19 protein-coding genes are annotated in these 21,960 nt (G+C 70.0%); 10 read left to right on the top strand and 9 right to left on the bottom strand.

Annotation, left to right across the window (positions count from 1 at the left end; all coding sequences use genetic code 11):
- Positions 1 to 81: 81 nt before the first annotated feature.
- Positions 82 to 681, top strand: coding sequence for a class I SAM-dependent methyltransferase (locus ACWDV4_RS08425; RefSeq protein ID WP_449975872.1), 600 nt, complete (start codon positions 82 to 84; stop codon positions 679 to 681).
- A gap of 71 nt (positions 682 to 752) precedes the next feature.
- Here the strand turns inward: ACWDV4_RS08425 and ACWDV4_RS08420 are convergent, their stop codons facing one another.
- Positions 753 to 2,099, bottom strand: coding sequence for an FAD-binding oxidoreductase (locus ACWDV4_RS08420; protein WP_449975870.1), 1,347 nt, complete (start codon positions 2,097 to 2,099; stop codon positions 753 to 755).
- A gap of 171 nt (positions 2,100 to 2,270) precedes the next feature.
- Between ACWDV4_RS08420 and ACWDV4_RS08415 the strand changes: the two genes are divergently transcribed.
- Both ACWDV4_RS08415 and ACWDV4_RS08410 read left to right on the top strand, forming a co-directional pair.
- Entirely contained in the window at positions 2,271 to 4,373 is a 2,103-nt protein-coding gene (locus ACWDV4_RS08415) for a S9 family peptidase (RefSeq protein WP_449975869.1), read from the top strand.
- Between the two features lie 202 nt (positions 4,374 to 4,575).
- Positions 4,576 to 5,568, top strand: coding sequence for a DUF4352 domain-containing protein (locus ACWDV4_RS08410; RefSeq protein WP_449975867.1), 993 nt, complete (start codon positions 4,576 to 4,578; stop codon positions 5,566 to 5,568).
- A gap of 4 nt (positions 5,569 to 5,572) precedes the next feature.
- On the opposite strand, the gene ACWDV4_RS08405 is transcribed toward ACWDV4_RS08410, so the two are convergent.
- Genes ACWDV4_RS08405 through ACWDV4_RS08395 form a run of 3 tightly spaced genes read right to left on the bottom strand, consistent with a single transcriptional unit; the run spans position 5,573 to position 8,432 of the window.
- On the bottom strand, positions 5,573 to 7,129 hold the full coding sequence (locus ACWDV4_RS08405; RefSeq protein WP_449975865.1) for an FtsX-like permease family protein: 1,557 nt from the start codon (positions 7,127 to 7,129) through the stop codon (positions 5,573 to 5,575).
- Positions 7,126 to 7,896, bottom strand: a complete 771-nt coding sequence (locus ACWDV4_RS08400) for an ABC transporter ATP-binding protein (RefSeq protein WP_449975863.1) — start codon at positions 7,894 to 7,896, stop codon at positions 7,126 to 7,128. The genes ACWDV4_RS08405 and ACWDV4_RS08400 overlap by 4 nt, the downstream gene beginning before the upstream one ends.
- Complete coding sequence (locus ACWDV4_RS08395; RefSeq protein WP_449975861.1) at positions 7,893 to 8,432, bottom strand: PadR family transcriptional regulator; 540 nt, start codon at positions 8,430 to 8,432, stop codon at positions 7,893 to 7,895. Before ACWDV4_RS08395 ends, ACWDV4_RS08400 begins: the two co-directional genes overlap by 4 nt.
- Positions 8,433 to 8,622: 190 nt before the next feature.
- Between ACWDV4_RS08395 and ACWDV4_RS08390 the strand changes: the two genes are divergently transcribed.
- Positions 8,623 to 8,979 (top strand): STAS domain-containing protein, encoded by a 357-nt coding sequence (locus ACWDV4_RS08390; protein ID WP_449975859.1) that lies wholly within the window; start codon positions 8,623 to 8,625, stop codon positions 8,977 to 8,979.
- Here ACWDV4_RS08390 and ACWDV4_RS08385 read toward each other — a convergent pair.
- Positions 8,976 to 10,307 (bottom strand): CynX/NimT family MFS transporter, encoded by a 1,332-nt coding sequence (locus tag ACWDV4_RS08385; protein ID WP_449975857.1) that lies wholly within the window; start codon positions 10,305 to 10,307, stop codon positions 8,976 to 8,978. The two genes, ACWDV4_RS08390 and ACWDV4_RS08385, sit on opposite strands and share 4 nt — an antisense overlap.
- Positions 10,308 to 10,357: 50 nt before the next feature.
- Between ACWDV4_RS08385 and ACWDV4_RS08380 the strand changes: the two genes are divergently transcribed.
- From ACWDV4_RS08380 to ACWDV4_RS08365, 4 genes are all read left to right on the top strand, one after another.
- Positions 10,358 to 11,041 (top strand): FadR/GntR family transcriptional regulator, encoded by a 684-nt coding sequence (locus ACWDV4_RS08380; protein ID WP_449975855.1) that lies wholly within the window; start codon positions 10,358 to 10,360, stop codon positions 11,039 to 11,041.
- A 42-nt stretch (positions 11,042 to 11,083) separates the two neighbouring features.
- Positions 11,084 to 11,578 carry a large conductance mechanosensitive channel protein MscL gene (mscL, locus tag ACWDV4_RS08375; RefSeq protein ID WP_449975854.1) on the top strand — a complete coding sequence of 165 codons (495 nt, stop codon included), beginning with the start codon at positions 11,084 to 11,086 and terminating at the stop codon, positions 11,576 to 11,578.
- 107 nt (positions 11,579 to 11,685) lie between these two features.
- Positions 11,686 to 11,907 (top strand): hypothetical protein, encoded by a 222-nt coding sequence (locus ACWDV4_RS08370; RefSeq protein ID WP_449975852.1) that lies wholly within the window; start codon positions 11,686 to 11,688, stop codon positions 11,905 to 11,907.
- 61 nt (positions 11,908 to 11,968) lie between these two features.
- Positions 11,969 to 12,340, top strand: a complete 372-nt coding sequence (locus tag ACWDV4_RS08365) for a hypothetical protein (RefSeq protein ID WP_449975850.1) — start codon at positions 11,969 to 11,971, stop codon at positions 12,338 to 12,340.
- Here the strand turns inward: ACWDV4_RS08365 and ACWDV4_RS08360 are convergent.
- The gene (locus tag ACWDV4_RS08360; RefSeq protein ID WP_449975849.1) at positions 12,312 to 13,538 is read right to left on the bottom strand and encodes a benzoate/H(+) symporter BenE family transporter; all 1,227 of its coding nucleotides are present in this window, start codon (positions 13,536 to 13,538) and stop codon (positions 12,312 to 12,314) included. The genes ACWDV4_RS08365 and ACWDV4_RS08360 overlap by 29 nt on opposite strands.
- 173 nt (positions 13,539 to 13,711) lie before the next feature.
- Between ACWDV4_RS08360 and ACWDV4_RS08355 the strand changes: the two genes are divergently transcribed.
- Positions 13,712 to 14,317: a helix-turn-helix domain-containing protein gene (locus ACWDV4_RS08355; RefSeq protein ID WP_449975848.1), complete on the top strand. Its 606-nt coding sequence runs from the start codon at positions 13,712 to 13,714 to the stop codon at positions 14,315 to 14,317.
- A gap of 52 nt (positions 14,318 to 14,369) precedes the next feature.
- Here the strand turns inward: ACWDV4_RS08355 and ACWDV4_RS08350 are convergent, their stop codons facing one another.
- Positions 14,370 to 15,302, bottom strand: coding sequence for an SCO2521 family protein (locus ACWDV4_RS08350; protein ID WP_449975847.1), 933 nt, complete (start codon positions 15,300 to 15,302; stop codon positions 14,370 to 14,372).
- Positions 15,303 to 15,650: 348 nt separating this feature from the next.
- On the opposite strand from ACWDV4_RS08350, the gene ACWDV4_RS08345 reads away from it, so the two are divergent.
- Positions 15,651 to 20,006 carry a HEAT repeat domain-containing protein gene (locus ACWDV4_RS08345; protein ID WP_449975846.1) on the top strand — a complete coding sequence of 1,452 codons (4,356 nt, stop codon included), beginning with the start codon at positions 15,651 to 15,653 and terminating at the stop codon, positions 20,004 to 20,006.
- Positions 20,007 to 20,082: 76 nt separating this feature from the next.
- Here the strand turns inward: ACWDV4_RS08345 and ACWDV4_RS08340 are convergent, their stop codons facing one another.
- Complete coding sequence (locus tag ACWDV4_RS08340; protein WP_449975845.1) at positions 20,083 to 21,030, bottom strand: SCO2522 family protein; 948 nt, start codon at positions 21,028 to 21,030, stop codon at positions 20,083 to 20,085.
- Positions 21,031 to 21,041: 11 nt separating this feature from the next.
- Positions 21,042 to 21,959, bottom strand: a complete 918-nt coding sequence (locus ACWDV4_RS08335) for an SCO2523 family variant P-loop protein (protein ID WP_449975844.1) — start codon at positions 21,957 to 21,959, stop codon at positions 21,042 to 21,044.
- Position 21,960: the final 1 nt, after the last annotated feature.

Below are 21,960 nucleotides of genomic sequence, written 5' to 3'. Positions count from 1 at the left end.
GCGGTGGTGGTGGCGGTGGTGGCGGCGTGAGTGGTGGGATGCGTGCTCTACTCAAGTGGATCAGTCTGGAGGGTGGCGGCGATGGACAGCACCGATTGGGATGCCCGGTACGCGGCCTCGCCCGACCTGGTCTGGACCGGCGAGCCGAACCGGTTCGTGGTGGAGGAACTCGCGCCCCTTCCACCCGGTACGGCACTGGACCTGGCGGCCGGCGAGGGACGTAACGCGGTCTGGCTCGCCAGCAACGGCTGGCAGGTCACCGCCGTCGACTTCTCCGAGGTCGCCGTGGAACGGGGACGTGGGCTTGCCGAGGAGCGCGCCGTACCGGTGCGGTGGGAGGTCGGTGACGTGCGCGAGTACGTACCGCCGGACGGGGCCTTCGACGCGGTGCTGGTGGCGTACCTGCATCTGCCCGCCGCCGAGCTGGCCGGAGTGCTGGCCCGGGCACGGGCGGCCCTGGCCCCGGGCGGCACACTGCTCGTCGTGGGGCACGACGTGGTCAACCTGACCGACGGGGTGGGTGGGCCACAGGATCCGGGGCTGCTCTACACCCCGGACGGGATTGTCGCCGCCCTCAACGGACTACGGATCCGGCGCGCCGAGACCGTCCGCCGGCCGGTACGGATCGAGGACCGGACCGTCGACGCGCTCGACACAGTCGTGGTGGCGACCCGCGCCTGAATCGGCGTGGATGGCGGTCACCCAACTGCCTGGGTAACGGCTGGCGCCTGGATAGCGGCTGTCGGTTGAGGCTAGCTGCCGCCTGGATAGCGGCCCGGGGCCAGCCGCCGGTACGGGTCGAAGTGCTCCTTGATCCGGCGTCGGGCCGACAGGTCGGGTAGCGCTCCCCACAGGTCGACAGAGCGGCGTACCTCAGGGGGCGCGGTGACCACCACGCAGCTGCCATCGCGGGCGAGCAGCACCCCGCGCATCGCCGTGAGGATCGTCGCCACCCGGCGAGGTGGCGTGCGGGGCGGCAGTACGGCGTACACGACGCCGAGACCGGCTGCACCGCGTACCGGCACCGGTGCGCCGACGGCGTCCCGCAGCGCGTACACGGCGGCGTGCAGGTCGCCGACGGGTACGGCGATGCGCAGGGCGATGTCGTCCGGGCCGAATGGGTAACGCTGCCACCAGGGTGGGGGCGAGTCGGCGGCTTCGGCCCGGCTGCCGAGCAACTTGCCCAGCTGGGCAGCGCGGGTGGCCACCTCGGCGGAGTCGCCTTCGAGCAGGATGGCGAGGGTGCCGGCGGGCGGTCCGGAATGGTTACCGCGAGCAGTAGCCGCCCCTGAAGCAACCGCCCGGCGCGGGGCAGCGGGCAGGCTCGGGGCGGTGGGCAGGTCGGAAGTGCCGGGCAGATCGTCGGTGGCGGGCAGGTCGAGTTCGATGGCGGTGGGGGCCAGCGAGGTAGCGAGGATCTCACCAACCAGGGTGTGCATCTCCCACGGTGTCCACACCGGACGGGACACCCACACCCGGCGTGCGGGGACGGGCCGTACCCGGAGCGTGGCCGAGACCAACACGCCGAGCGCGCCGTACGAGCCGCACAGCAGCCGGGCCAGGTCGTACCCGGGAGATTCGCCCGCTGCCCAGCCACCCGCATGGGTCGGCACCCCGGCGGCGTCGACGTAGCTCACCCCCATGACCTGGTCGCCAGGGGTGCCGTGGCGATGGCACAACGGGCCGACCTCGTCGGTCGCCAGCACCCCGCCGACCGTCGCGTCCGCCGACCGGACGTCCACGGCGAGTCGATGGCCGTGCCGCCCCAGCACCGCCTGGACGGCGCGCAGCGGGGTGCCGGCCCCCACCTCGACGGTCTGTTCCTGCCGGGACCAGCGATGGATCCCGGCGAGTCGACCGGTGTCCAGCACGATGTCCAGTCGGGTCGGGGCGGCACCCCAGTCGAGTTTGGTGCCGGCACCTCGGGGCGCCACCGTGAGGTCGTGGTCGGCCGCAGTCCGGAGTACGGCTCCGACGGCACTTGCCGTCCCGGGTGCCGCCACCCAACGGGCGGGTGCGCCGGCCACCCCGTCTGCCGGCCCGGCGGCGCGGGCGAACCCCGGCCCGCAGATGTCGGCGAGCCGGCGGACGATGTCCACGTCCGATCCGGGTGATATCGATCTCGTACCATCCGCCACGCGCGACATCGTACATACGTTCGAACGATTCGCCACGCTCGTAAGTCTGTCGGTTCGGCGTCAGTTGCTCCGCCGCCGATCACTGGCGGTGTGCGATCGCGGTCGGCGTGTCGCGACGGTAACGTGGCCGGGGTGACGACCGAGACGACCGCCAGCGCCCCCATCGCCAAACGGGTCCCGACCGAACGTGCCCATCACGGCGACACTTTCATCGACGAATATGCCTGGCTTGCCGACAAGGACGATCCGGAGACGATCGCCCACCTGACGGCGGAGAACACCTACACCGAGGCCAGCACGGCCCACCTGGCGGCGTTGCGGGAGACGCTGTTCGCCGAGACGAAGCAACGTACCCAGGAGACCGACCTCTCGGTGCCCGCCCGCAAGGGTGACTACTGGTACTACCTGCGTACGGTCGAGGGGCAGCAGTACGGCATCCGGTGCCGGCGGGCGGTACGCGACGGTGAGACCGATCCGCCGATGCCGGCCGACGGTACGCCGCTGGACGGCGAGGAGATCCTGCTCGACAGCAATGTGCTGGCCGAGGGGCACGATTTCTTCGCCCTGGGCACCTTCGACGTCAGCCCGGACGGTCGCTGGCTGGCCTACTCCACCGATTTCGCCGGCGACGAGCGGTTCACCCTGCGGGTCAAGGACCTCCAGACCGGTGCGGTGCTGGCCGACGAGGTGCCGGACACCTTCTACGGCAGCGCCTGGTCGGCCGACGGCTCGATCCTGTTCTACCTGACCGTGGACGACGCGTGGCGGCCCAACCGGGTGTGGCGGCACGTCGTGGGCACCCCGGCCAGTGACGATGTGGTCGTCTACGAGGAGCCGGACGAGCGGTTCTGGGTGGGGGTGGAACTCACCCGGTCGGAGAAGTTCATCCTCATCGACATCCACAGCAAGATGACCAGCGAGGTACGGGTCATTCCGGCCGGTAACCCGACCGGCGAGCCGGCGGTCGTCGCGCCCCGGCGGCAGGGCGTCGAGTATCAGGTCGAGCATCACGGCCATCGCTTCCTGATCCTGCACAACGACGACGCCGAGGACTTCGCGCTGGCGTACACCTCGGCGGACGCACCCGGCGACTGGGTGCCGATGATCGAGCACTCGCCCGGCACCCGGCTGGAGTCGGTCGACGCCTTCGCCAACCACATCGTGGTGTCGGTACGTACCGAGGGGCTGACCGGGATCCGGGTGCTCACGGTCGGCAGCACCGAGCCGTACGACATCGAGTTTTCCGAGCCGCTCTACAGCGTGGGCCTGGACAGCAACCCCGAATACCAGACCGGCAGCATCCGGTTCCACTACAGCTCGCTGATCACCCCGGACTCGGTCTACGACTACGACCTGGTGACCCGGGCGATGGTGCTGCGCAAGCAGCAGCCGGTGCTGCCCGGGCCGGACGGGCGGTCGTACGACCCGGCCGACTACGAGCAGCATCGGGACTGGGCGTTGGCCGATGACGGCACCCGGGTGCCGATCTCGTTGGTCTGCCGGGCCGGTACGCCCCGGGACGGCTCTGCTCCGTGCGTCATCTACGGCTACGGGTCGTACGAGGCCAGCATGGACCCGTGGTTCTCCATCCCCCGACTGTCCCTGCTGGACCGGGGCGTGGTGTTCGCCGTCGCGCACGTGCGGGGCGGTGGTGAGCTGGGCCGACGCTGGTACACCGAAGGCAAGCTGCTGGCCAAGAAGAACACCTTCACCGACTTCGTGGCCTGCGCCCAGCATCTGGTCAAGTCCGGCTGGACGTCGAGCGAGCGGCTGGTCGCCCGGGGCGGCTCGGCCGGCGGGCTGCTCATGGGTGCGATCGCCAACCTCGCACCGGACGCCTTCACCGGCATTGTCGCGCAGGTGCCGTTCGTCGACCCGCTCACCTCGATCCTCGACCCGTCGCTGCCGTTGACGGTCACCGAGTGGGAGGAGTGGGGCAACCCGCTGGCCGACCCCGAGGTGTACGGCTACATGAAGTCGTACTCGCCGTACGAGAACGTGGCCGCCGTCGACTATCCGGCGATCCTGGCGATGACCAGCCTGAACGACACCCGGGTGCTCTACCACGAGCCGGCGAAGTGGGTCGCCCGGCTGCGGGCGGCCGCACCGGACGGGACGTACCTGCTGAAGACCGAGATGGAGGCCGGGCATGGCGGGCCGAGCGGCCGCTACAACGCCTGGCGGGAGGAGGCGTTCATGGCCGCCTGGATCCTGGACCGGCTCAACGTGGCCTGACCCGCCACCTCATTGACGTACTGAGGGGTCGTCCGATCTCGGGCGACCCCTCAGCGTGTCTTGCCGGTCTCCTGCCCCCTCCGCCGGGATGGCGGTGGAATTCCACGTCGAGAACCGCGACAAGAATGGCATTCGTCAGGGGATGAATAGGGCGAAAGTCTAGAATTTCCGCAAAGTGCTTCGCGCAACTCGGGGGATCGCGATGACCACGCCCGGACCGGCAGACGACGGCTCGACCCAATCCGGTGTCGGGCCCGCCCGCCAGCCGGGCGGCAGTGGAGAGCCGTCCCCCGGTGGGCCGGCAGAGGGGGAGGCCCGGCACTGGGAGTGGGCGGTCGATCCGCCGCCTCCGCTCGGCCCCAACCAGGAGCCGATGCCGGACCCGGTCGCCGACCGTACGGTGGACGAGCCGCAGCCGATCGACGTCACCGCGCCCCAACCCACCGTCGCCGAGGCACACCGCTACGTCGCCGAGCCGTACCGGAGCGAGGCAGGTACCAGCCAGCCGCCCGTTGTGCCCCGTCCACCGGATTGGTCCACGCCGGAGACCCGGTACATCGCGCCATCCATCGGCGGGCCGCCGGCCGGTCCGCCCCCACCCGCGCCGCCCGGTGCAGGCCAGCCGCCCGGCGATTGGCAGCCGCCCGGTGGCCCGCCCCCGCCGGCCAATCGGCGACTCTGGCTCGTTCTCGGCATCGTCGCCGCGCTGTTGTCCTGCGCCTGCGTTGCTGCCGCCGCGACCGCGCTCTTCATGGGCTGGGACGCCCTCGCCGAGATCAGCGAGGAACGCCAGCAGGTGGTCGGCCTGCACCAGCCGGCCCGCGACGGAGACCTGGAGTTCGTGGTACGCGACGTGGAGTGCGGGATCGGTCAGATCGGTGATCCGTTCGTCAGCCAGGACGCGGTGGGCCAGTTCTGTGTGGTCGAGTTGGCGGTCCGGAACCTCGGCCAACAGTCGGCTGTCATCACCGACTCGCTACAACGGGCGTACGGGCCGAAGGGCGTGCAGTTCCGGCCGGACAGTGGAGCCGGTTTTCTCGCCAACGTCGATCAGCAGGGCTTCCTGTCCGAGATCGACCCCGGCAACCAGGCGATCGGGGTGATCGTCTTCGACATTCCACCGGACTCCCGGATCGTCCGGCTCGAACTGCACGCCACGCCCACCTCCAAAGGAGTGGTGGTCCGCAACAAATGACCGGTCAGGTCGTCCGCAGTTCCTCCACCGCCGTACTGCCCCGGAGGAAGAGCACCCCGACCATGGCGGCCAGCAGAATCATTCCCAGCGCGCCGGCGCCGTACCACACGAGATCGTCGAACGGTACGGCCACCGCCTGGGTGAACTCCGGCGCGACCACCGTACGGCGGGGCGCGCTCTGGGCGGTGGGGCCGGTGCAGACCTCCACGGGAGCGTCGCAGTACGACGCTGATCCACGGTATCTGGGCTGCGGGAAGATGCCTCGCGACAGCAGCAGGCCGACGGTCGACGCCACCAGGATGGCCGGGACGGCAGGGGTCAACGCCTGCCAGACGATCGACCGGCCGAGCACCGATCGGGGCACACCGGTCGCCACCAGTGCCGCGTACGCCCGATGCCGGGCGACGACACTCTCCACGATGGCGATCAGCAGCCCGCCCGCGGCGATGACCAGCGCGACGACCACCGCAAGGTTGATCAGATCCATGGTCTGTACGTAGAAGCTGTCGCCGGTCAGGAGTTCGGGCGTACGCCCCTCGATCTGATCCCAGAACCGCTGGCTTGCGGCGGACACCTGGTCGTTGGCGACGAACCAGGCGCGGATCCCGGCTGCCCCAGCGCCGAAGAGCACTGCGGCCAGCAGCGCGGCGAAGGTGCGGCTGCCCAGCCATGGGTCGCTGGTCAACCGGCGGGCGGCCAGCAGCGTGGCGGGTCGTCGAGCGAACCGGTGCAGCACCCGCCCGGTGGTGTAGGAGAGCCAGGCGGTGCCGAGCACCACGCCGATCATGGCGAGCAGCCCGCCGCCGATCAGCAGCAGGGGCACCAGCCCGGACGGCATCGTCCGGTCGGTTCGTGTATGCCACTGGACGAGCGGCTGGATGGCGGCGAACGCGGACAGGCCGAGCAGGATGAGCAGACCCGGCCAGGGGCGGGGGGCACGGTCGCGTCGGGTCCGGCGGGTCACCCCGAGCGGGGTCACCGAGACCCGGCGCAGCAGGACAGCGGTGGCCAGGGTGGCGATCAACGGCAGGCCGAGCACCACGGCGACCAGTACGCCGGCCGAGGGCAGTACGTCGGTGGGCAGCATCAGCCGCCCCTCGGTGTCCGGCCGATGCAGCAGCCACCGGCCGACGAGGTAGACCGCGAGGCCGGTGGCGGTGCCGAGCAGGCTGGCCGTACCGGTCTCGGCGGCGGCGATGGTGATGGTCTGGCGGGGAGTGGCGCCGGCCAGCCGGATGGCGGCCAGTCGGCGGTCCCGGGCCGGAGCGCCGAGTCGGGCGCACTGACCGGCCAATGCCAGCACCGGGATGGTGAGCAGCAGCAGGGTGAAGGCGACCCCGGGGCGCAGCCCCGGTTCCCGGAGCAATGCGTTGGTGTACTGCGTCGACCAGGCCTCGCCCCCGGTCTCGCCCGGCTCGCCCACAGCGGGAATGGCCAGTACGGTCAGGGCGGCCAGCAGAACGAGGGTGGCCAACGCGGCGCTGAGTCCGGTGAGCAGCACCCGGAGCATGTCGGTACGGGTGCCGGCCAGCGCGAGGCGAAACAGGGTCAGCGGCTTCATCGGTGGTAGCCGCCCAGCAGCGGCGCAGCAGAACCCAGCCCGGTCTGGTCGATCACGCCGTCGCGGAGCATGATCTCCCGGTCGGTGTAACCCGCCACCCGGGCGTCGTGGGTGATCAGGACGACCGTGGTGCGTTGTTCCCGGGCCAGCCGGACGAGATGGCCCAACACCTGCTCGCCGCTGAGCGTGTCCAGCGCACCGGTCGGCTCGTCGGCGAAGAGCACCCGGGGCTCGGTGACCAGCGCCCGCGCGGTGGCGCAGCGCTGTTGCTGGCCACCGGACATCTCGCCGGGGCGCTTGTCGGCCAGGTCGGCCACGGCCAGTCGGTCCAACCAGGACAGCGCGGCGGTCCGCGCTTCTCGCCGCCCCGTGCCGGCGAGAAGCAGCGGCAACGCGACGTTCTCCGCCGCGGTCAACTCGGCGACGAGTTGACCGAACTGGAACAGCACCCCGAACTCGGTCCGACGCAGCTTCGAGCGGGCACCCTCCGACCAGGTGTCGATTCGGTGCCCCCGGTAGGTCACCTCGCCGGAGTCCGGTCGCAGGATGCCGGCGAGGCAGTGCAGCAGCGTCGACTTGCCGCAGCCACTGGGACCGGTGACGGCGACGAGTTCGCCTTCGGCGATGTCGAGGGTCACCCCGCGCAGGGCGGCGGTCTGGCCGTACGAGCGGACCACCCCACGGGCCTGAAGTAGTGGCGGTGGAGCAGCGGCGTCGAAGCGTGGCTGTCCCGAACGTTCGTAGCGGACCGCATCGTATTCGGTCATGGTGCGTGCACCTCCCGGTGCCAGTCGACGACCCGATCCAAGGTGGTCTGCAACCACCGCAGGTCCGCGTCGAGATGGGCGATGGCGAAGTCGGCGGCGATCACGTCACCGAGGGCGGCGGCCGGATCGGTCTTGACCCGGGTCAGCTCGCGGAGCCGGGTGGTGTGTGCCTGCCGTTGGGCGGTGAGGTAACGCCGGGCGGGCTCCACGTCGGTTACCAGCAGTGCGACGACGACCTTGGCGAGCAGGGTGCTGCTGACGTACGGCGCGGGGGGCTCGACGGTCTCCAGCCAGGTCGCCAGCGCGCCCCGGCCGTCCTCGGTGGCGGTGTAGGACGTCCGGTCCGGCCCGCTCTCGCGGTCGTGGCCGGCCGGCTCGATCAGCCCGTCCCGTTCGAGCCGACCGAGGGTGGCGTAGACCTGCCCGTATGCCAGTGGCTTGGCCTGGGGTAGTCGCTGGTCGTAGGCGTGTTTGAGCTGGTAGCCGTGTTGTGGGCGGGTGGTGAGCAGGCCGAGCAGCACGTGCGCTGTGGACATGGGGGACACTATTCACTGAGTGAATAGCGTCGTCAAGTGTGCGGCGTCCGAGGGTGTTAGGAAGGGGCCCTTCCTATACAAAAAGCGATAGGAAGGGCCCCTTCCTTACATCAGGGCGGGCTGTCGGGCTCCCGTGCTGTGTCTAGCCCTATCGGTGGAGTACCGTTCCTCCAGGAAGGGGAGGTCGCGGATGTCGTTGACGGTGCGGGCGGAACAGCGTGGCGACGTGGTCGTCGTGTCGATTGCGGGCGAGCTCGACATGGCCACCGCGCCGCAGCTTCAGGATCAGATCACGGACCAGCTCGACAAGGGGCACACTCGGCTGGTGTTCGACCTCGCCGAGCTGTCGTTCTGCGATTCGACCGGGCTGAGCGTGTTCGTTCGCGCGAAGAACAGCAGCGACGAGGCCGGCGGCGTGGTCCGGCTGGCCGCACCCCAGCGCGGCGTGCTGCGCATTCTCGAAGTCAGCGGGCTGGTCGAGGTGCTGCACACCTACCCGACGGTGGACGAGGCGGTCGCGGGTGACTCCGCAGCCGCATCGGCCTAACCGGCGTTCCCGCCGATTCGCCCCTCGTCCTCGATGAACCGTGGCCGGGCGATGGCCAGCCCGGCGATGGTCTGGGTGGCCAACGCGACGAGTAGGAAGCCGATCGGCACCTGCCAGCCACCGGTCGCCTCGTAGAGCAGTCCGACCAGCAGCGGGCCGAGTGCCGCGATGACGTACCCGACGCTCTGTGTGAAGGCGGAGAGCGCCACCGTGCCCTCGGCGGTCCGAGCCCGCATTCCGATGGCGGCCAACACCAGGGGGAACGCGCTCTGTCCGATGGCCAGCAGCGTCATCCAGACCAGCGCCCCGCCGTGCGGCGCGATGGCCAGGCCGAGGTAGGCGACCACGGATGCGGCCGACAGGCTGAGAACGAGCGGGCGCAGCGTCCGTAGCCGGGTCGCGTACGTGGGCATCACCAGGGCGATCGGTACGCCGAGCGCGGTCACCCCGGCCAGCAGCAGTCCGGCGTTCTCCGCGCTGAAACCGGCGTCCCGGAAGAGTTGGGCCAGCCAGCCCATGACGGCGTACGCGCTCAACGACTGGGTGCCGAAGTAGATCGCCATCGCCCAGCCGAGCTTGGTCCGGCCGGGGCGTACCCGGGCAGCGGTGGACGCGGCGTGGGTCCGCTGGCCGGTTCCGAGTCGCCGGGATCGACGCAGCGCGGCAGGCAACCACGGGAAGACGGCGAGCGCCGCCATGATCGCCCAGGCGGCGAGACCGGCCCGCCACGAACCGAAGGCGTGCGCGATCGGCACAGATGCGGCCGCCGCCACCGTCGAACCGACGGTCAACATCATCGTGTACGCCCCGGTGACCAGCCCGATGCGCTGCGGGAAGTACTGCTTGACCAGCATCGGCAGCAGGACGTTGGCCACCGCGATCCCGCCCAGCGCGAGCGCGCTGGTGACGAGGAAGATCAGCGAACTGTCGGTGACGACCCGCAGCGCCTGACCGACGACCAGGGCCACCATCGAGGCGACCAGGATCCGGGCCGGGGTGAACCGGCGGATCAGCCACGGGGTCAGTGCGCCGAGTACGGCGAAGGCGATGGTGGGCAGGGTGGTGGCCAACCCGGACAGGGCGCCGGAGAGCTGTAGCCCGGTGCGTACCTCGTCGAGCAGCGCGCCGAGGCCGGTGATGGCAGCGCGCAGGTTGATCGCGACGAGCAGGATGCCGGCGAGGACCACGACACTGCCCGGAACTCGGGCGGTCGACTTCGTGGGGTCGACGCCGGTCGTGGCGTGGGTCGGGGCGGTCGGTTCGGGCTCCGCCGGCCCAGCCGGCGTCGTGGCCGACGACTCGGCGACAGTGGTGGGCGGCGGCGTCATGCGAGTGACCCTACAATCATGGGATGAATTCCGGTCGGATGATGTAACCGATGACACGGACCCTGAATTCCCCGTCGTCCGCCCCCCGGCAGACCCGCGTCCGTCAGGTGATCGAGCAGCTTCGAGGCCGGATCGCCGCCGGTGACTGGCCGCTAGGCGGCAAGATCCCGACCGAGCCGCAACTGGTCGAGACCTTCGGCGTGGGGCGCAACACGGTCCGGGAGGCGGTCCGCGCGCTCGTGCACGCGGGGGTGCTGGAGTGTCGGCAGGGCTCCGGCACCTACGTCGTCTCCACCGACGAACTCTCCGGTGCCGTCGGTCGTCGGGTCGCCGACGCCAAGACCGCCGAGGTGGTGGAGGTCCGCCGGGCGTTCGAGGTGGAGGCGGCCCGACTGGCCGCGCTGCGTCGTACGCCGGAGGACCTGGTCGCCCTCGACCGCGCGCTCGCCACCCGGGAGGCCGCCTGGCGGGCCGGCGGAGTCGCCGAGTTCGTCTCCGCCGACGTGGCGCTACACACGACGATCATGGCGGCGGCGCACAACGCGATGCTGGCCGAGCTGTACGTCTCCGTGGCCTCGGCGATGTGGGACACGGTCGCCGACGCGATGGGCAGCGAACTGACCCCCGACCGGTACGTTGACCACAGTCGGCTGGTCGACGCGATCCGAGCCGGTGATCCCATCCAGGCGGCCCGGGAGGCCGGTGCTTTTCTGGAAGCGCCCGACGGGGCATAGGTTGTCGCGGACAGAGAACCGGATATCTCGGGGAGTTTGCCGATGCTCAAGGGCTTCAAAGACTTCATCATGCGCGGAAACGTCGTCGACCTGGCGGTCGGTGTCGTCATCGGTGCCGCCTTCACCACCGTGGTCACCCAGCTCACCAACTCGTTCCTGAAGCCGCTGATCACGGTCATCGTGCTGCTGATCACGGGCAAGAAGAACGGCATCGAAGGGGCAGCGCCGAAGATCCTCGACGTGCCGTTCGACTGGATCGCCTTCGTCAACGCGGTCATCACCTTCCTGCTGACCGCTGCCGCGCTCTACTTCCTGGTGGTCTTCCCGATGAACAAGCTCGCCGAGCGGCGTAAGCGGGGCGAGGAGCCGCCGCCGGCCGCGCCGAGCGAGGAGGTCAAACTGCTGACCGAGATCCGGGACGCGCTGGTCGCCGCCGGTCGGGTGCCAGCCCAGCCGCAGCCACCGGCGCAGTCGCGGTCCGACCGTAGCGACCCGGACACCCCGTACGACTGGAACGCTCCCCGTACCGGCCGCTGACCGGCGGGCACGTCGACGCGCGCGCGTACGCCCCGGGATTCCGTCGTTCGGCGGAACCGGGGCGGCGCTCCCGCGTAGTCGAACATGTGTTCGATAGGGTCTGCGTCGTGGAGCAGCGCAAACACTGGTGGAACGGGAAGTGGGGACGGCTGGCGAGGCGGGACATCTTCCTCCGCGCCGACGCGGACCGTTGGCACGTCGAGCAGCGGGCGGGGGGTGCCGAGGGCGTCTCCCAGTTCTACGAGTTCGGCAGCGAGGACGAGGCGTACGACCTGGTGCGGGCGCTGTTGGCCGGCACCGACACCTGGCGGGAGCTGTCACACACCTAGCGGGAGTCGTCGCCCGGGCTGCCGGCGTTTGACGGCGACAGTCCGGGGGAATCGGGACATCATGCAACAGGAGCGCACTTCCGGAGCACAGTCGATCGCCGTGATCGTCCCCGGCATGCGGGTGGTCGACGCGGCTGGCGTCGAGGTCGGCACGGTTGACCTGGTCCAGTTGGGTGACCCCAATGCGGTGACCGTGCAGGCACCGACCCCCGATGCGGACGTCGGTCTCGACGATCTGATCCGGGCCGGGGCCGAGGAACCGGAGGTGCCGGCCGACACGGCCGCACGACTGCTCCGGGAGGGCTTCCTCAAGGTCGACGCCCGTCGGCCGCTCGACGGTGCGGTGTATGTCGAGGCGGACCAGATCGGCGCGGTGGGTGCCAGCGAGGTACGCCTGAACGTGCTCACCGCTGAACTCGTACCGGAGGAGTGACCGGAGCCGTCGCTCCCTCCTCCTTCGTTGGCTCGGAGGCCGTTGCCTTGCGGCGGCGGTGTACGAGCAGCAGCAAGCCGCCGGCCAGCAGGCCCCAGAAGGCGGCACCCACGCCCAGCAGGGTCACCCCGGAGGCGGTCACCAGGAAGGTGACGATCGCCGCCTCTCGGCCGGACGGCTCCTCGACCGCGGTGGTGACCGCTCCGGCGAGTGCGCCGAGCAGGGCGAGCCCGGCCACCGCCTCGATCAGCACCGGGGGCGAGAGCAGGACGAGTGCGGTCGCCAGACCGGCCCCGAGACCGAGGACGATCATTCCCGCCCCCGCCGTGACCGAGGCGACCCAGCGCCGCCCGGGATCGGGGTCGGCGTCCGGGCTGGCGGCGAGGGCGGCGGTGATCGCGGCCAGGTTGATCATGTGCCCGCCGAAGGGCGCGGCGACGGCACTGGCCAGACCGGTGCGGAGCAGGATGCCTCGTAGTGGCGGCCGATAGCCGTACTCGGCCAGCACTGCCATCCCCGGCACGTTCTGCGAGGCCATGGTGACCAGGAACAGTGGCAGGGCGAGCCCGATCAACGCCGCGGTGTTCCAGTCGGGGGTCTGAAGCTCGACCACCGGCCGGAGGTCGACGCCGGCCAGCCCGTCCGCCGGACTGGTCACGGCGATCCCCACTATCGCCACCACCAGTGCGGCCGGCACCGCCCACCGTCGGGCGAGACGGCTCAACAGCAGCCAGGTGGCGACCGCCGGTCCGGCCAGCAACGGGACCTCGACGAGGGCGCGTACCGGTGCGAGGCACAGGTCGAACAGGACACCGGCGAGCATGGCCGCCGCGAGCGGTTTCGGGATCGCCGTGATCCAGCGACCGAGGGGCGGAAACAGGCCAGCCGCGATGATCAGCAGTGCGGCGACGAGGAACGCGCCGATCGCCGTACCGAAGCCGCCGGGTAGCGGTCCGGTGGCGACCAGCAGCGCCGCGCCCGGGGTCGACCACACGATGCTGATCGGCATCCGGTGGCGTAGCGAGAGCCAGATCGCGGTCAGGCCCATGACCACGCAGAGCGCGAGCAGACCGGAGGCGGCCTGCCGCTCGGTGGCCCCAACGGCACGTAGTCCGGCGAGCACGATCGTGAACGAACTGGCGAAGCCGACCAGCGCGGTCACTATTCCGGCCAGGATGGGTTGCGTCAGCCGGGTCATCAGGTCCCTCTCGGCAGGCGGTCCGTACGGCGACGGTCGGTGGGGTACTGGTCCGCGCGAAGGCGGTCGTTTCCACGCGCGGAAGGCGGTCGTTTCCGCGCGAAGGCTGTTGTTTCCGTGAGAAAGGCTGGCGTTCCGTAAACGGAACGATCCAATGCTGCACCATAGCCCTCATGGATTCGGGTGCACCAGACCACCATCGGGCGGTACCAGCTGACCGGACGGCCCCACCCCGGCGGCCCGCCCTGGATGCCGGTGCTGGCGACATCGGCGTACGGCTTCGCCGCCTACGCCAGGAGCGGGGCATTTCCCTGTCCGAACTGGCCCGCCGGGCCGGAGTCGGCAAGGCGACGCTCTCCGGTCTGGAGAACGGCACCCGGAACCCGACCCTGGAAACGCTTCAGGCGGTGACCGCCGAACTCGGTGTGCCGCTGGCCGCCGTACTGGCCCAGCCGCCGGAGGGGGAACCGGCCGTACTGCGCGGAGCCGCCGTCGAAGTCACCCTGCTGGAGATCTTCGACGATCCGGCGGTCACCGCCGAGCTGTACCGGATGTGGGTCCCGCCCGGACCGGTGCAGACCTCGCCCGCGCACCAGACGGGGGTGACCGAGCACATCACCGTCTTCGCGGGAGTGCTACAGGCCGGTCCGGTGGACGCGCCACTGTTGGCCGGTCCCGGGGAGTACATCCGCTGGCAGTCCGATGTCCCACATATCTACCGGGCGTACGGCGACGAGGAGGTCGTGGCCAGCCTGCTCATCCGGTACCCGCGTGGGTAGGCCGGCCGGCGGTGGTCGTACCTGCGTCGGCCGGCGTGGGGGCGTCCGGTTCTCAGCTCGCCGACGCCTCCAGCAGGGCGATGGTGCTCAGGGTGACCTGGTCCCGGATGCGGTCGACCGAGGACTGCCACTGCCGGGTGAAGCCGGGACGTCGTTCCAGGGCCTGCCAGACCGGTAGGACCGCTTCGTCCAGGCGGGCGGCGGGCATCCAGAGGTGCAGTAGGCAGTCGATCGCCGGTCGGAGTCGGTCGATCTTCTGCGCCCGGGTGCCGGGGCTGGTGAGGCTGGCCTCGATGAGAGACAGCAGTGTGGTCAGGAGCCAGTCGTGCAGGGCAAGGTCCTCGCAGAGGGCGACGACCGCGTGTACGTCGTCGTGCCCGACGGTCAGTTCCAGGGTGCGTAGGGTGGCGGACTCGACCCGGAACGTTCCCCGTGGTTCGGCGCTCGGATCCTCGGCCGGTATGACCGCCCAGCGCAGTCGGGTCCGCCGGGTCCGGAACGGTGGCCGTCGGTCCAGGCGTGACGACAGCTGTACGGCGTCCATGGTGCGGGCGCTCACTGCCCCGATGTCCAGCACCTGCGGCTGGTAGACGGTGCCCAGGAAGCCCCCGCAGACGTCTCGGGCGTCGACCTTGCCGATCGTCTCGACGTGACCGGGGCGGGACAGATAGTGCGACCAGACCAGTCGGCGGTTTGCGGCGGCCCGACCGACCCGGGTGTAGGTGGAGCCCTGCACCACGTGGCCACCGGTGACGGCAGCGTGCGACACGACGGTGCCGACCCCTCGGGACCGACTGCCGGATCGGGTCGGCAGTTGGCAGTCGATGCCGGTCAGCTGATCGGCGGAGACGGCATAGGAGATCGGCCGTTCCGACCGGCGGACCCGCTCGCCGACGAGCCGGTCGAGGAGCTGGGCGGTGTGCTCCAGGGAGAGCGAGGTCGAGTTCTGGAGAAGCCCGGTGTGGACCTCACCCAAGGTCAGCATGGAACCTCCGCAATGTCATGCCCGGCCACTGACGACCGTGCCGCACGACGGGCGGCGGCACCGATCGGCTGATTGCCATCCATCATATTTCCCGGCGCACCACTGGTCGGCCGACTGTCCGCGTCCGTGGCCACAAAATCGTTTGCCCGACTCATTGTGACTTATGTCGATATTTGGCGGTAGTGGCTGCCCGGGCCAGGTCGGTCAGCTCTGGGGAATACAAAATTCGCCGTCCCGGATGTTCGACAGCGGTTTCTAGCCGGCTGCCAACTCTCGTCGAGAAAACATTTTCTTGCGTCCTATTGGTACGGTTGCGCCACGTGCCGCTCACGCCGCGAGGGAGCCGCCGTGACCAAGGTCTACGTTTCAGCCACCTTCCGGGACCTGCAGGATTGCCGTGCTGCGGTCCAGCTCGCCCTGCGCCGGCTGCGGGTCGAGGACATGGCGATGGAGTCCTACGTTGCCGAGGATCGGCGGCCACTGGAGAAATGCTTGGCCGACGTCGCTGAATGCGAGGTTTACGTCGGGATATTCGCCTGGCGCTACGGTTTCGTGCCCGCCGGCTACGACAAGTCGATCACCGAGTTGGAATACCGGGAAGCCATGGCGACCGGTAAGCCCTGCCTGATATTCCTGCTCGACGAGGACGCGCCGTGGCCCCGTACCTCGATCGACCGGGGCGCGGACGCCGACAAGATCGAGGCGTTACGCGCCGAGTTGGCGGCCCGGCACACCTGCAGCATCTTCACCAACCCGCCCGAGCTGGCCGCTCTGGTGACCGCCGCGGTGGCCAACTGCCTGGCCGAGTTCGGTGTGCCGGCGCATGGCGCGCACGCGTTGAGCGAAGACACGGTCCGACGTTACTTCGATCGGCTGCGTCAGCACTACGGCGTACTCGACCTGGACGCGCTGACTCCGGCACAGACCGAGGACTACCTGCGGATCCAGTTGACCAGCGTCTTCGTGGAGCAGTCCGTACGCGAGGATCCACCCCCGGCCGAACTGCCCCGCGAGTGGCTGCAACGGATGCAGGCCGAGCGGCACATCGGCACCGAGGACGTGCCCGAGGAGGTGGACCCGGCCGAACTGGTGCACCTGCACGAGGCGTACCGGGCGAAACCGTTGCGGCGACTGTTCGACGTGCTTGGCGCACCCGATCAGCGCACGGTCGTACTGCTCGGTGACCCCGGCGCGGGAAAGTCCACAGTGGCGCGATACCTCGCGCTTTCGCTGGCCGAGAGTCGGACCGACGAGCGGCTGGCCGTACTCGCCAACCACCTGCCGTTGCTCATCGAACTCCGCTCGTTCGTGACCCTGGTCGCCGAGGGGCGGTGCCAGAGTTTCCTCGACTACCTCGACCATCGCGCCGCCGTCGATGGGCTCGGCATCGACCGTGCCGCCCTTCAGCAGCACCTCAGCCGGGGTCATCGGGTGGTGGCCATCTTCGACGGACTCGACGAGGTCTTCGACCGCCGTCGGCGGGAGGAGGTGGCCAGCCAGATCGCCAGCTTTGCGGCCGACCATCCCCAGGCGCGGGTGATCGTGACCTCCCGGATCATCGGCTACTCCCGGCGGATCCTCACCGATGTCGGGTTCACCCACTTCACCCTCCAGGATCTTGACGACCGGCAGATCGACGAGTTCCTCGCCATCTGGTACCGGTTGGCCATCCACGACCGGCCGGAGGACGCGCGCGCTCGCCGGGCCCGACTGCTCGACGCGATGCGGCACTCGCACGCGATCCGGGAACTGGCCGGCAGCCCGCTGCTGCTCACCATCCTGGCCATCATCGGCAAACACCAGACGTTGCCCCGGGAACGCTGGCGGCTCTACGACCACGCGGCAACCGTGCTGGTCGAGCAGTGGGACGTCAACCGTCACCTGCACAACCGATCCATGGTCCTGGGCTTTATCGACGCTGAGGACAAGAAGGAGCTGCTCCGTCGGCTCGCCTATCGGATGCAGGCGGCGGAGCGGGGGCTGGCGGTCAACTACATCGCCGCCGAGCAACTGAGTGAGGTCTTCGAGCGATACCTGATCGAGCGATACCAGCGCGATCCGGCGACCGCCCGGTTGGCTGCCCGCCAGATGATCGCCCAGTTTCGGGAGCGGAACTTCATCCTCAGCCGGTACGGCCCCCGGCTGTACGGCTTCGTGCACCGTACCTTCCTGGAGTTCTTCTGCGCCGATGCGCTGCTGGTCCGGTTCCAGCACGACCAGGAACTCACCTTCGACGAGCTGAAGGACCTGTTCCGTCAGCACTGGGCGGACCTCTCCTGGCGGGAGGTGTTGCGGCTGCTCGCCGGGGCGGTGCACGAGAAGCACAGCGCCCAGCTGATCCAGCTACTGGCCCAGGAGGTAAACCAACCCTGGCCGCCAGCCGGGTTCGCGCCGCCGCCGTGGAACCTCGCCCTCGCCGCGCAGTGCCTCGCCGAGGTCCGCAATCTCTACTCCGACGTCGCCGCACCGGCCGAGGCGTTACTCCGGAAGATCATTCTGCTGCTGGAGCACTGCGTCGCCATCGACGACCGGGAGACCGCCGGGCTGATCGAGGAGGAGATCCTGCCGGCGGCCAAGGCGATCGGCCCCAACTGGCCCGGGCGGGAGGTCTATCTGTCCTGGTACCGCCGCCGAGGCGTACGGGTGGTCTGGAGTTCGGTCTCGGCCCACGCGGCCCGGCTCGCCGCCATGCTCTCCACCCCCGCCGAACGCATCGACGACCTCTTCGACCAGGTGCTCGGCGCAATGGACGAAAGCCCGGCGTCGTACGCCTCGGTCGCCGGGCTGGCCGAGGTGGCGCAGTTGGCCAACGCCGCTGTGGACAGCCCGGCCCATCAGGCCGCCGCCGCGCGAGCCCAGACCAGTCTGGTGAAGCGCGCTCGCGACGACGGTCATGCCAGCGTCCGACTGGCTGCGGTGCAGGCCATCGGTGAGCGGTTCGGCACCGACCAGCGGGCGTTGGAGCTGCTGGTCGAGCGGGCCAGGGCGGACGGCTACGCCGGGGTACGGCTGGCCGCGGTGCAGGCCCTCGGTGAGCGCTTCCACGGTCAGCCCGGCGTGCGGGAGCTGCTGCGGGAACGGGCATCGGCCGACGAGCGGCCCAGTGTGCGCCGAGCTGCGGTCCAGGCGCTCGGCGACTACTACGGCGGCACCGTCGAGTTGCGGGCCGAGCTGCTGGAGTGCCTGCGGGGCGACCGGGATGCCGAGGTGGTCCAGACCGCCGCGCTGGTACTGATGGAGCGCTTCGGCGCGACCCGGCCGGTCCGCGAGATCCTGATGACGCGGGCCAACGAGGACCGGGATCCGGTGCTGCGGCGCACCACGGTCCGGGTGCTCGGCGAGCGACTGAACGCCGACCCGCAGGTCCGCACACTGCTGCTGGAGCGGGTGGGCACCGACCGGGAGGCCGGGGTGCTCTGGGCGGCCGGGCAGGCCCTGGTGCAACGTTCCGGCAGCGACACCCGGCTCTGCGATTTGTTGGGCGAACGGGTCCGTACCGACGCCGACGAGGCGATCCGCCGGGCTGCGCTGCGGCTGCTGGTGGAGTGCTTCCGGCAGCACCAGTCGCTGGGGGAGCTGCTGGTCACGTGCGCCCGTCGAGACCGGGACGCCGACGTACGCCTGCTGGCGGGCCGGGCCTTGGCCGACCGGCTCGGGGTCGACCCGGTGGTGGCACCCACATTGGGTGAAATGGCGCGCGGGGACGGCGATTCCCGGGTCCGGCTGGTGGCCGTCCAGTCCCTGGTCGATCGGGTCGGAATGGATCCGACCGTGTCTGACCTGCTCGCCGGACTGGCCCGGGACGATGAGAACGCGGCGGTACGACTCGCGTCGGTTTCCGCGCTGGCCGACCTGGTGGGTAGCGACGCCCGGGTGCGACTGCTGTTGATCGAATGCGCCCGCGACGAGAACGACCCGGAGGTACGACTCGCCGCGACGCGCGCCATCGCCCGGGAGGCGCAGGCACACGCGGACGTCTACGGCGTACTGGTGGACCGGGCCCGCCGGGATCCGGACGCGGCGGTGTTCACCGAGGCGGTGACGGCCATGCTGCATTCGGGCGGCCGGGACACCCGCGCTTTCCGGCTCCTGCACAAGCGGGTGCGGGACGACAGCAACGCCCGGATCCGGCTGGCCGCCGTGCAACTGCTGGTGGAGCGCTTTGGTGCCGAGCCGGAGGTGCGCGGGATCCTGCTCGACCGGGTCCGCAGCGACCGGGATGCGGACCTGGTCCAAGCGGCGGCGGTGGCGCTCGCCAAGCACCTCGGGACTGACGGGGAACAGTGTGAGGTGCTGGTCAAGCGGGCGAACAGCGACGATGCCCTGATCCGGGTGGCGGCCGTGCGGACCTTGGGCGAGCATTTCGGGGCGGACGGAGTGGTGCGTGAGCTGCTGATCGAGAAAGCCCGGCACGATTCCGACCTGGAGGTACGCCGGGAGGCGCTCCGGGTGCTGGGCGAACACCTCGCCGAGCTACCCGAGGTGCGGGAGCTCTTCGTCGAGCGGGTGAGCGACCACGACTGGTCGGTACGCGCAGCGGCGGTGAAGGTGTTGGGGAAACGGTTCGGCATCGACCAGCAGATCCGGGCGCTTCTGATCGACCTGGCCCGGGACGATCCGGATCCTGGCTTCCGCCGGCTGGCCGGGCAGGCGCTGACCTGGCTGCCCGGGGCCGACCCGGATCACCTGCCGGACCTGGCGTGACCGCCAGCTCGTATCACCTGCCGGACTTGGCGTGACCCGCCAGGCATGCCCCGCCCGGCGGTCCCGGGCGGCGGCACTACTCCCCGATGAACGCGTATTCGACTCGCTCGATCAGATCCTTGGGCAGGTCGACGCGTTCGGCGCGGCTGCGGGTGTGGATCTGGTCCAGTACGGCGAGGCTGACCGAGACCTGGCTGAGGATCGTCCGTACGGCGTGCTCGATCGGCAGGAAGCGGGACCCGAGGACGGAGAAGGTCCGGTACGCGCTGAATGGTGCGGCGTGCGGGTTGAGCTTGACGACGGCCGGCAGTTCGTCCCAGTCGTCCGGCCAGTCGTCGAGTTGGTAGGGGTTGGTGACGCCTTCCCCCTCGTAGCGCAGCAGGCCCAGCCGCATGAGTTGCCAGACGGCCGCCAGGAAGGGGCAGGACCAGCGTCGATCGCCGTTCTCGTCGTAGTCCCACAGCTCGACGTCGAGGAAGATCGAGTGCCGGTTGGCGGCGTTCTGGACGGGGGGCATCCAGCCCAGGTTTCCGCTCATCGCCTGCGCCGGCCCCTGGACCGGCGACCGTTTCCCGTTACACAGCCAACCGGTCTCGGTGGTCGGTGGTCGGTCGCCGGTGGTCTGCGGCACGGGGTCGGAGACGAGCTGCGTCAGCACCAGGTCGGCGAGGGGTACGTCATCGGCGCGGGCACAGCCCGATTCGCGGGCGAAGTAGTCGATGACCAGGCCGGTGCCTCGGGTGGCCTCCTCCAGTTGCCGGACCACCTCACGCGGGGTGCTGAACCGGGTGAAGTAGTCGTCGATGAGGAAACAGGTGCTGATCCGGGCCCGGCCGGCTGGCGTACGGGCGACGCAGGCCTGTTTGGCGGCGGCCACCCAGGGCGCGATCCGGTTGAAGTGTCGCCGGAGCTGTTCCACGCCGCCGGCGAACTCCTCGATGTATAGATGACCGAGTTCCAGCGAGACATGTGACAGCGGGACCGACTCGATGCTGCGTCTGGCCGCGGTCTCTTCGAAAGCCACATCCGGTGTCGTCAAAGCGTCTCCCAGGCTGAGTCGTCCACGATCCGTTTAGCCAGGGTGTCGAACGCCTCGACGGTTTCGCGGTTGGCGATCCGGCGGGCCCACACGTCGTTGTCGGAGATCAGTTGCTCGCGCCACTGCAGCACCGGGTCGAGTGGCACGGACCCGATCAGCATGGTCCGGCCGACCCGGTTGTTGCTGGCCAGTTCCAGCAGGTCCCGGTTGCATTCGCGCAGCCAGGCCACTTGCGCTGGTTGGAGTCCTTCGAGTTCGGGAGAGTCGGGGTCGACCACGGCGGTGCGCACGAAGCGCAGGGTTTCGACGAGGTCGTCGTGGTTGTGCCCGTTCCGGACGCCGGTATCCAGAATGCCCCGAGAGCCGTAGACCAGGCCGGAGGCGGCGAGCACGTGTTGCCGGGTCCACCGGTGGAATACCAGCCACCGGGACCGGACCGAGCGCAGCTCGGGCATGGCGGTGGCGGCGAGCACCATCTCGGTGGCGTACGACCGGCCGGCGCTCAGGTCGATCAGGCTGAGGTCGAACTCCTCCTCCATGCGGAGGAAGAGCCGGCTGCAGCGTTCGATGCGTTCCCGGGTCGTGGGGAACTCCCCGCCCCCGCTGTCGCCGGGGAGCAGGACCAGCCGGCCCGCGCCGGGCGGCCGGTTGCGCAGACTCGTCCGGTCTGACTCGGACCAGACGTCGAACCGGGTCGGCTCGATCAGTGCACCATCCAAATAGGAGTGCAGGCCGCCCCGGGTGGTGCCGTGTACCGCCGACTCGATGTTGAAGATGGCACCCGAGGTGGGGGAGCCGAAGTCGAAGTCGAGATAGCAGACGTCCGCCCCTTGCAACGCGCTGCGGTAGAGGACGTTGCTACTGGTGACCGAGCGGCCGGTGCCGCCCTTGTCGGACACCGCGAAAATCAACATG

The sequence above is a fragment of the Micromonospora sp. NPDC003197 genome (assembly GCF_053590565.1).
The sequence above is the reverse complement of the archived record's forward strand: the minus strand, read 5'-3'. Positions and strand labels throughout refer to the sequence as shown.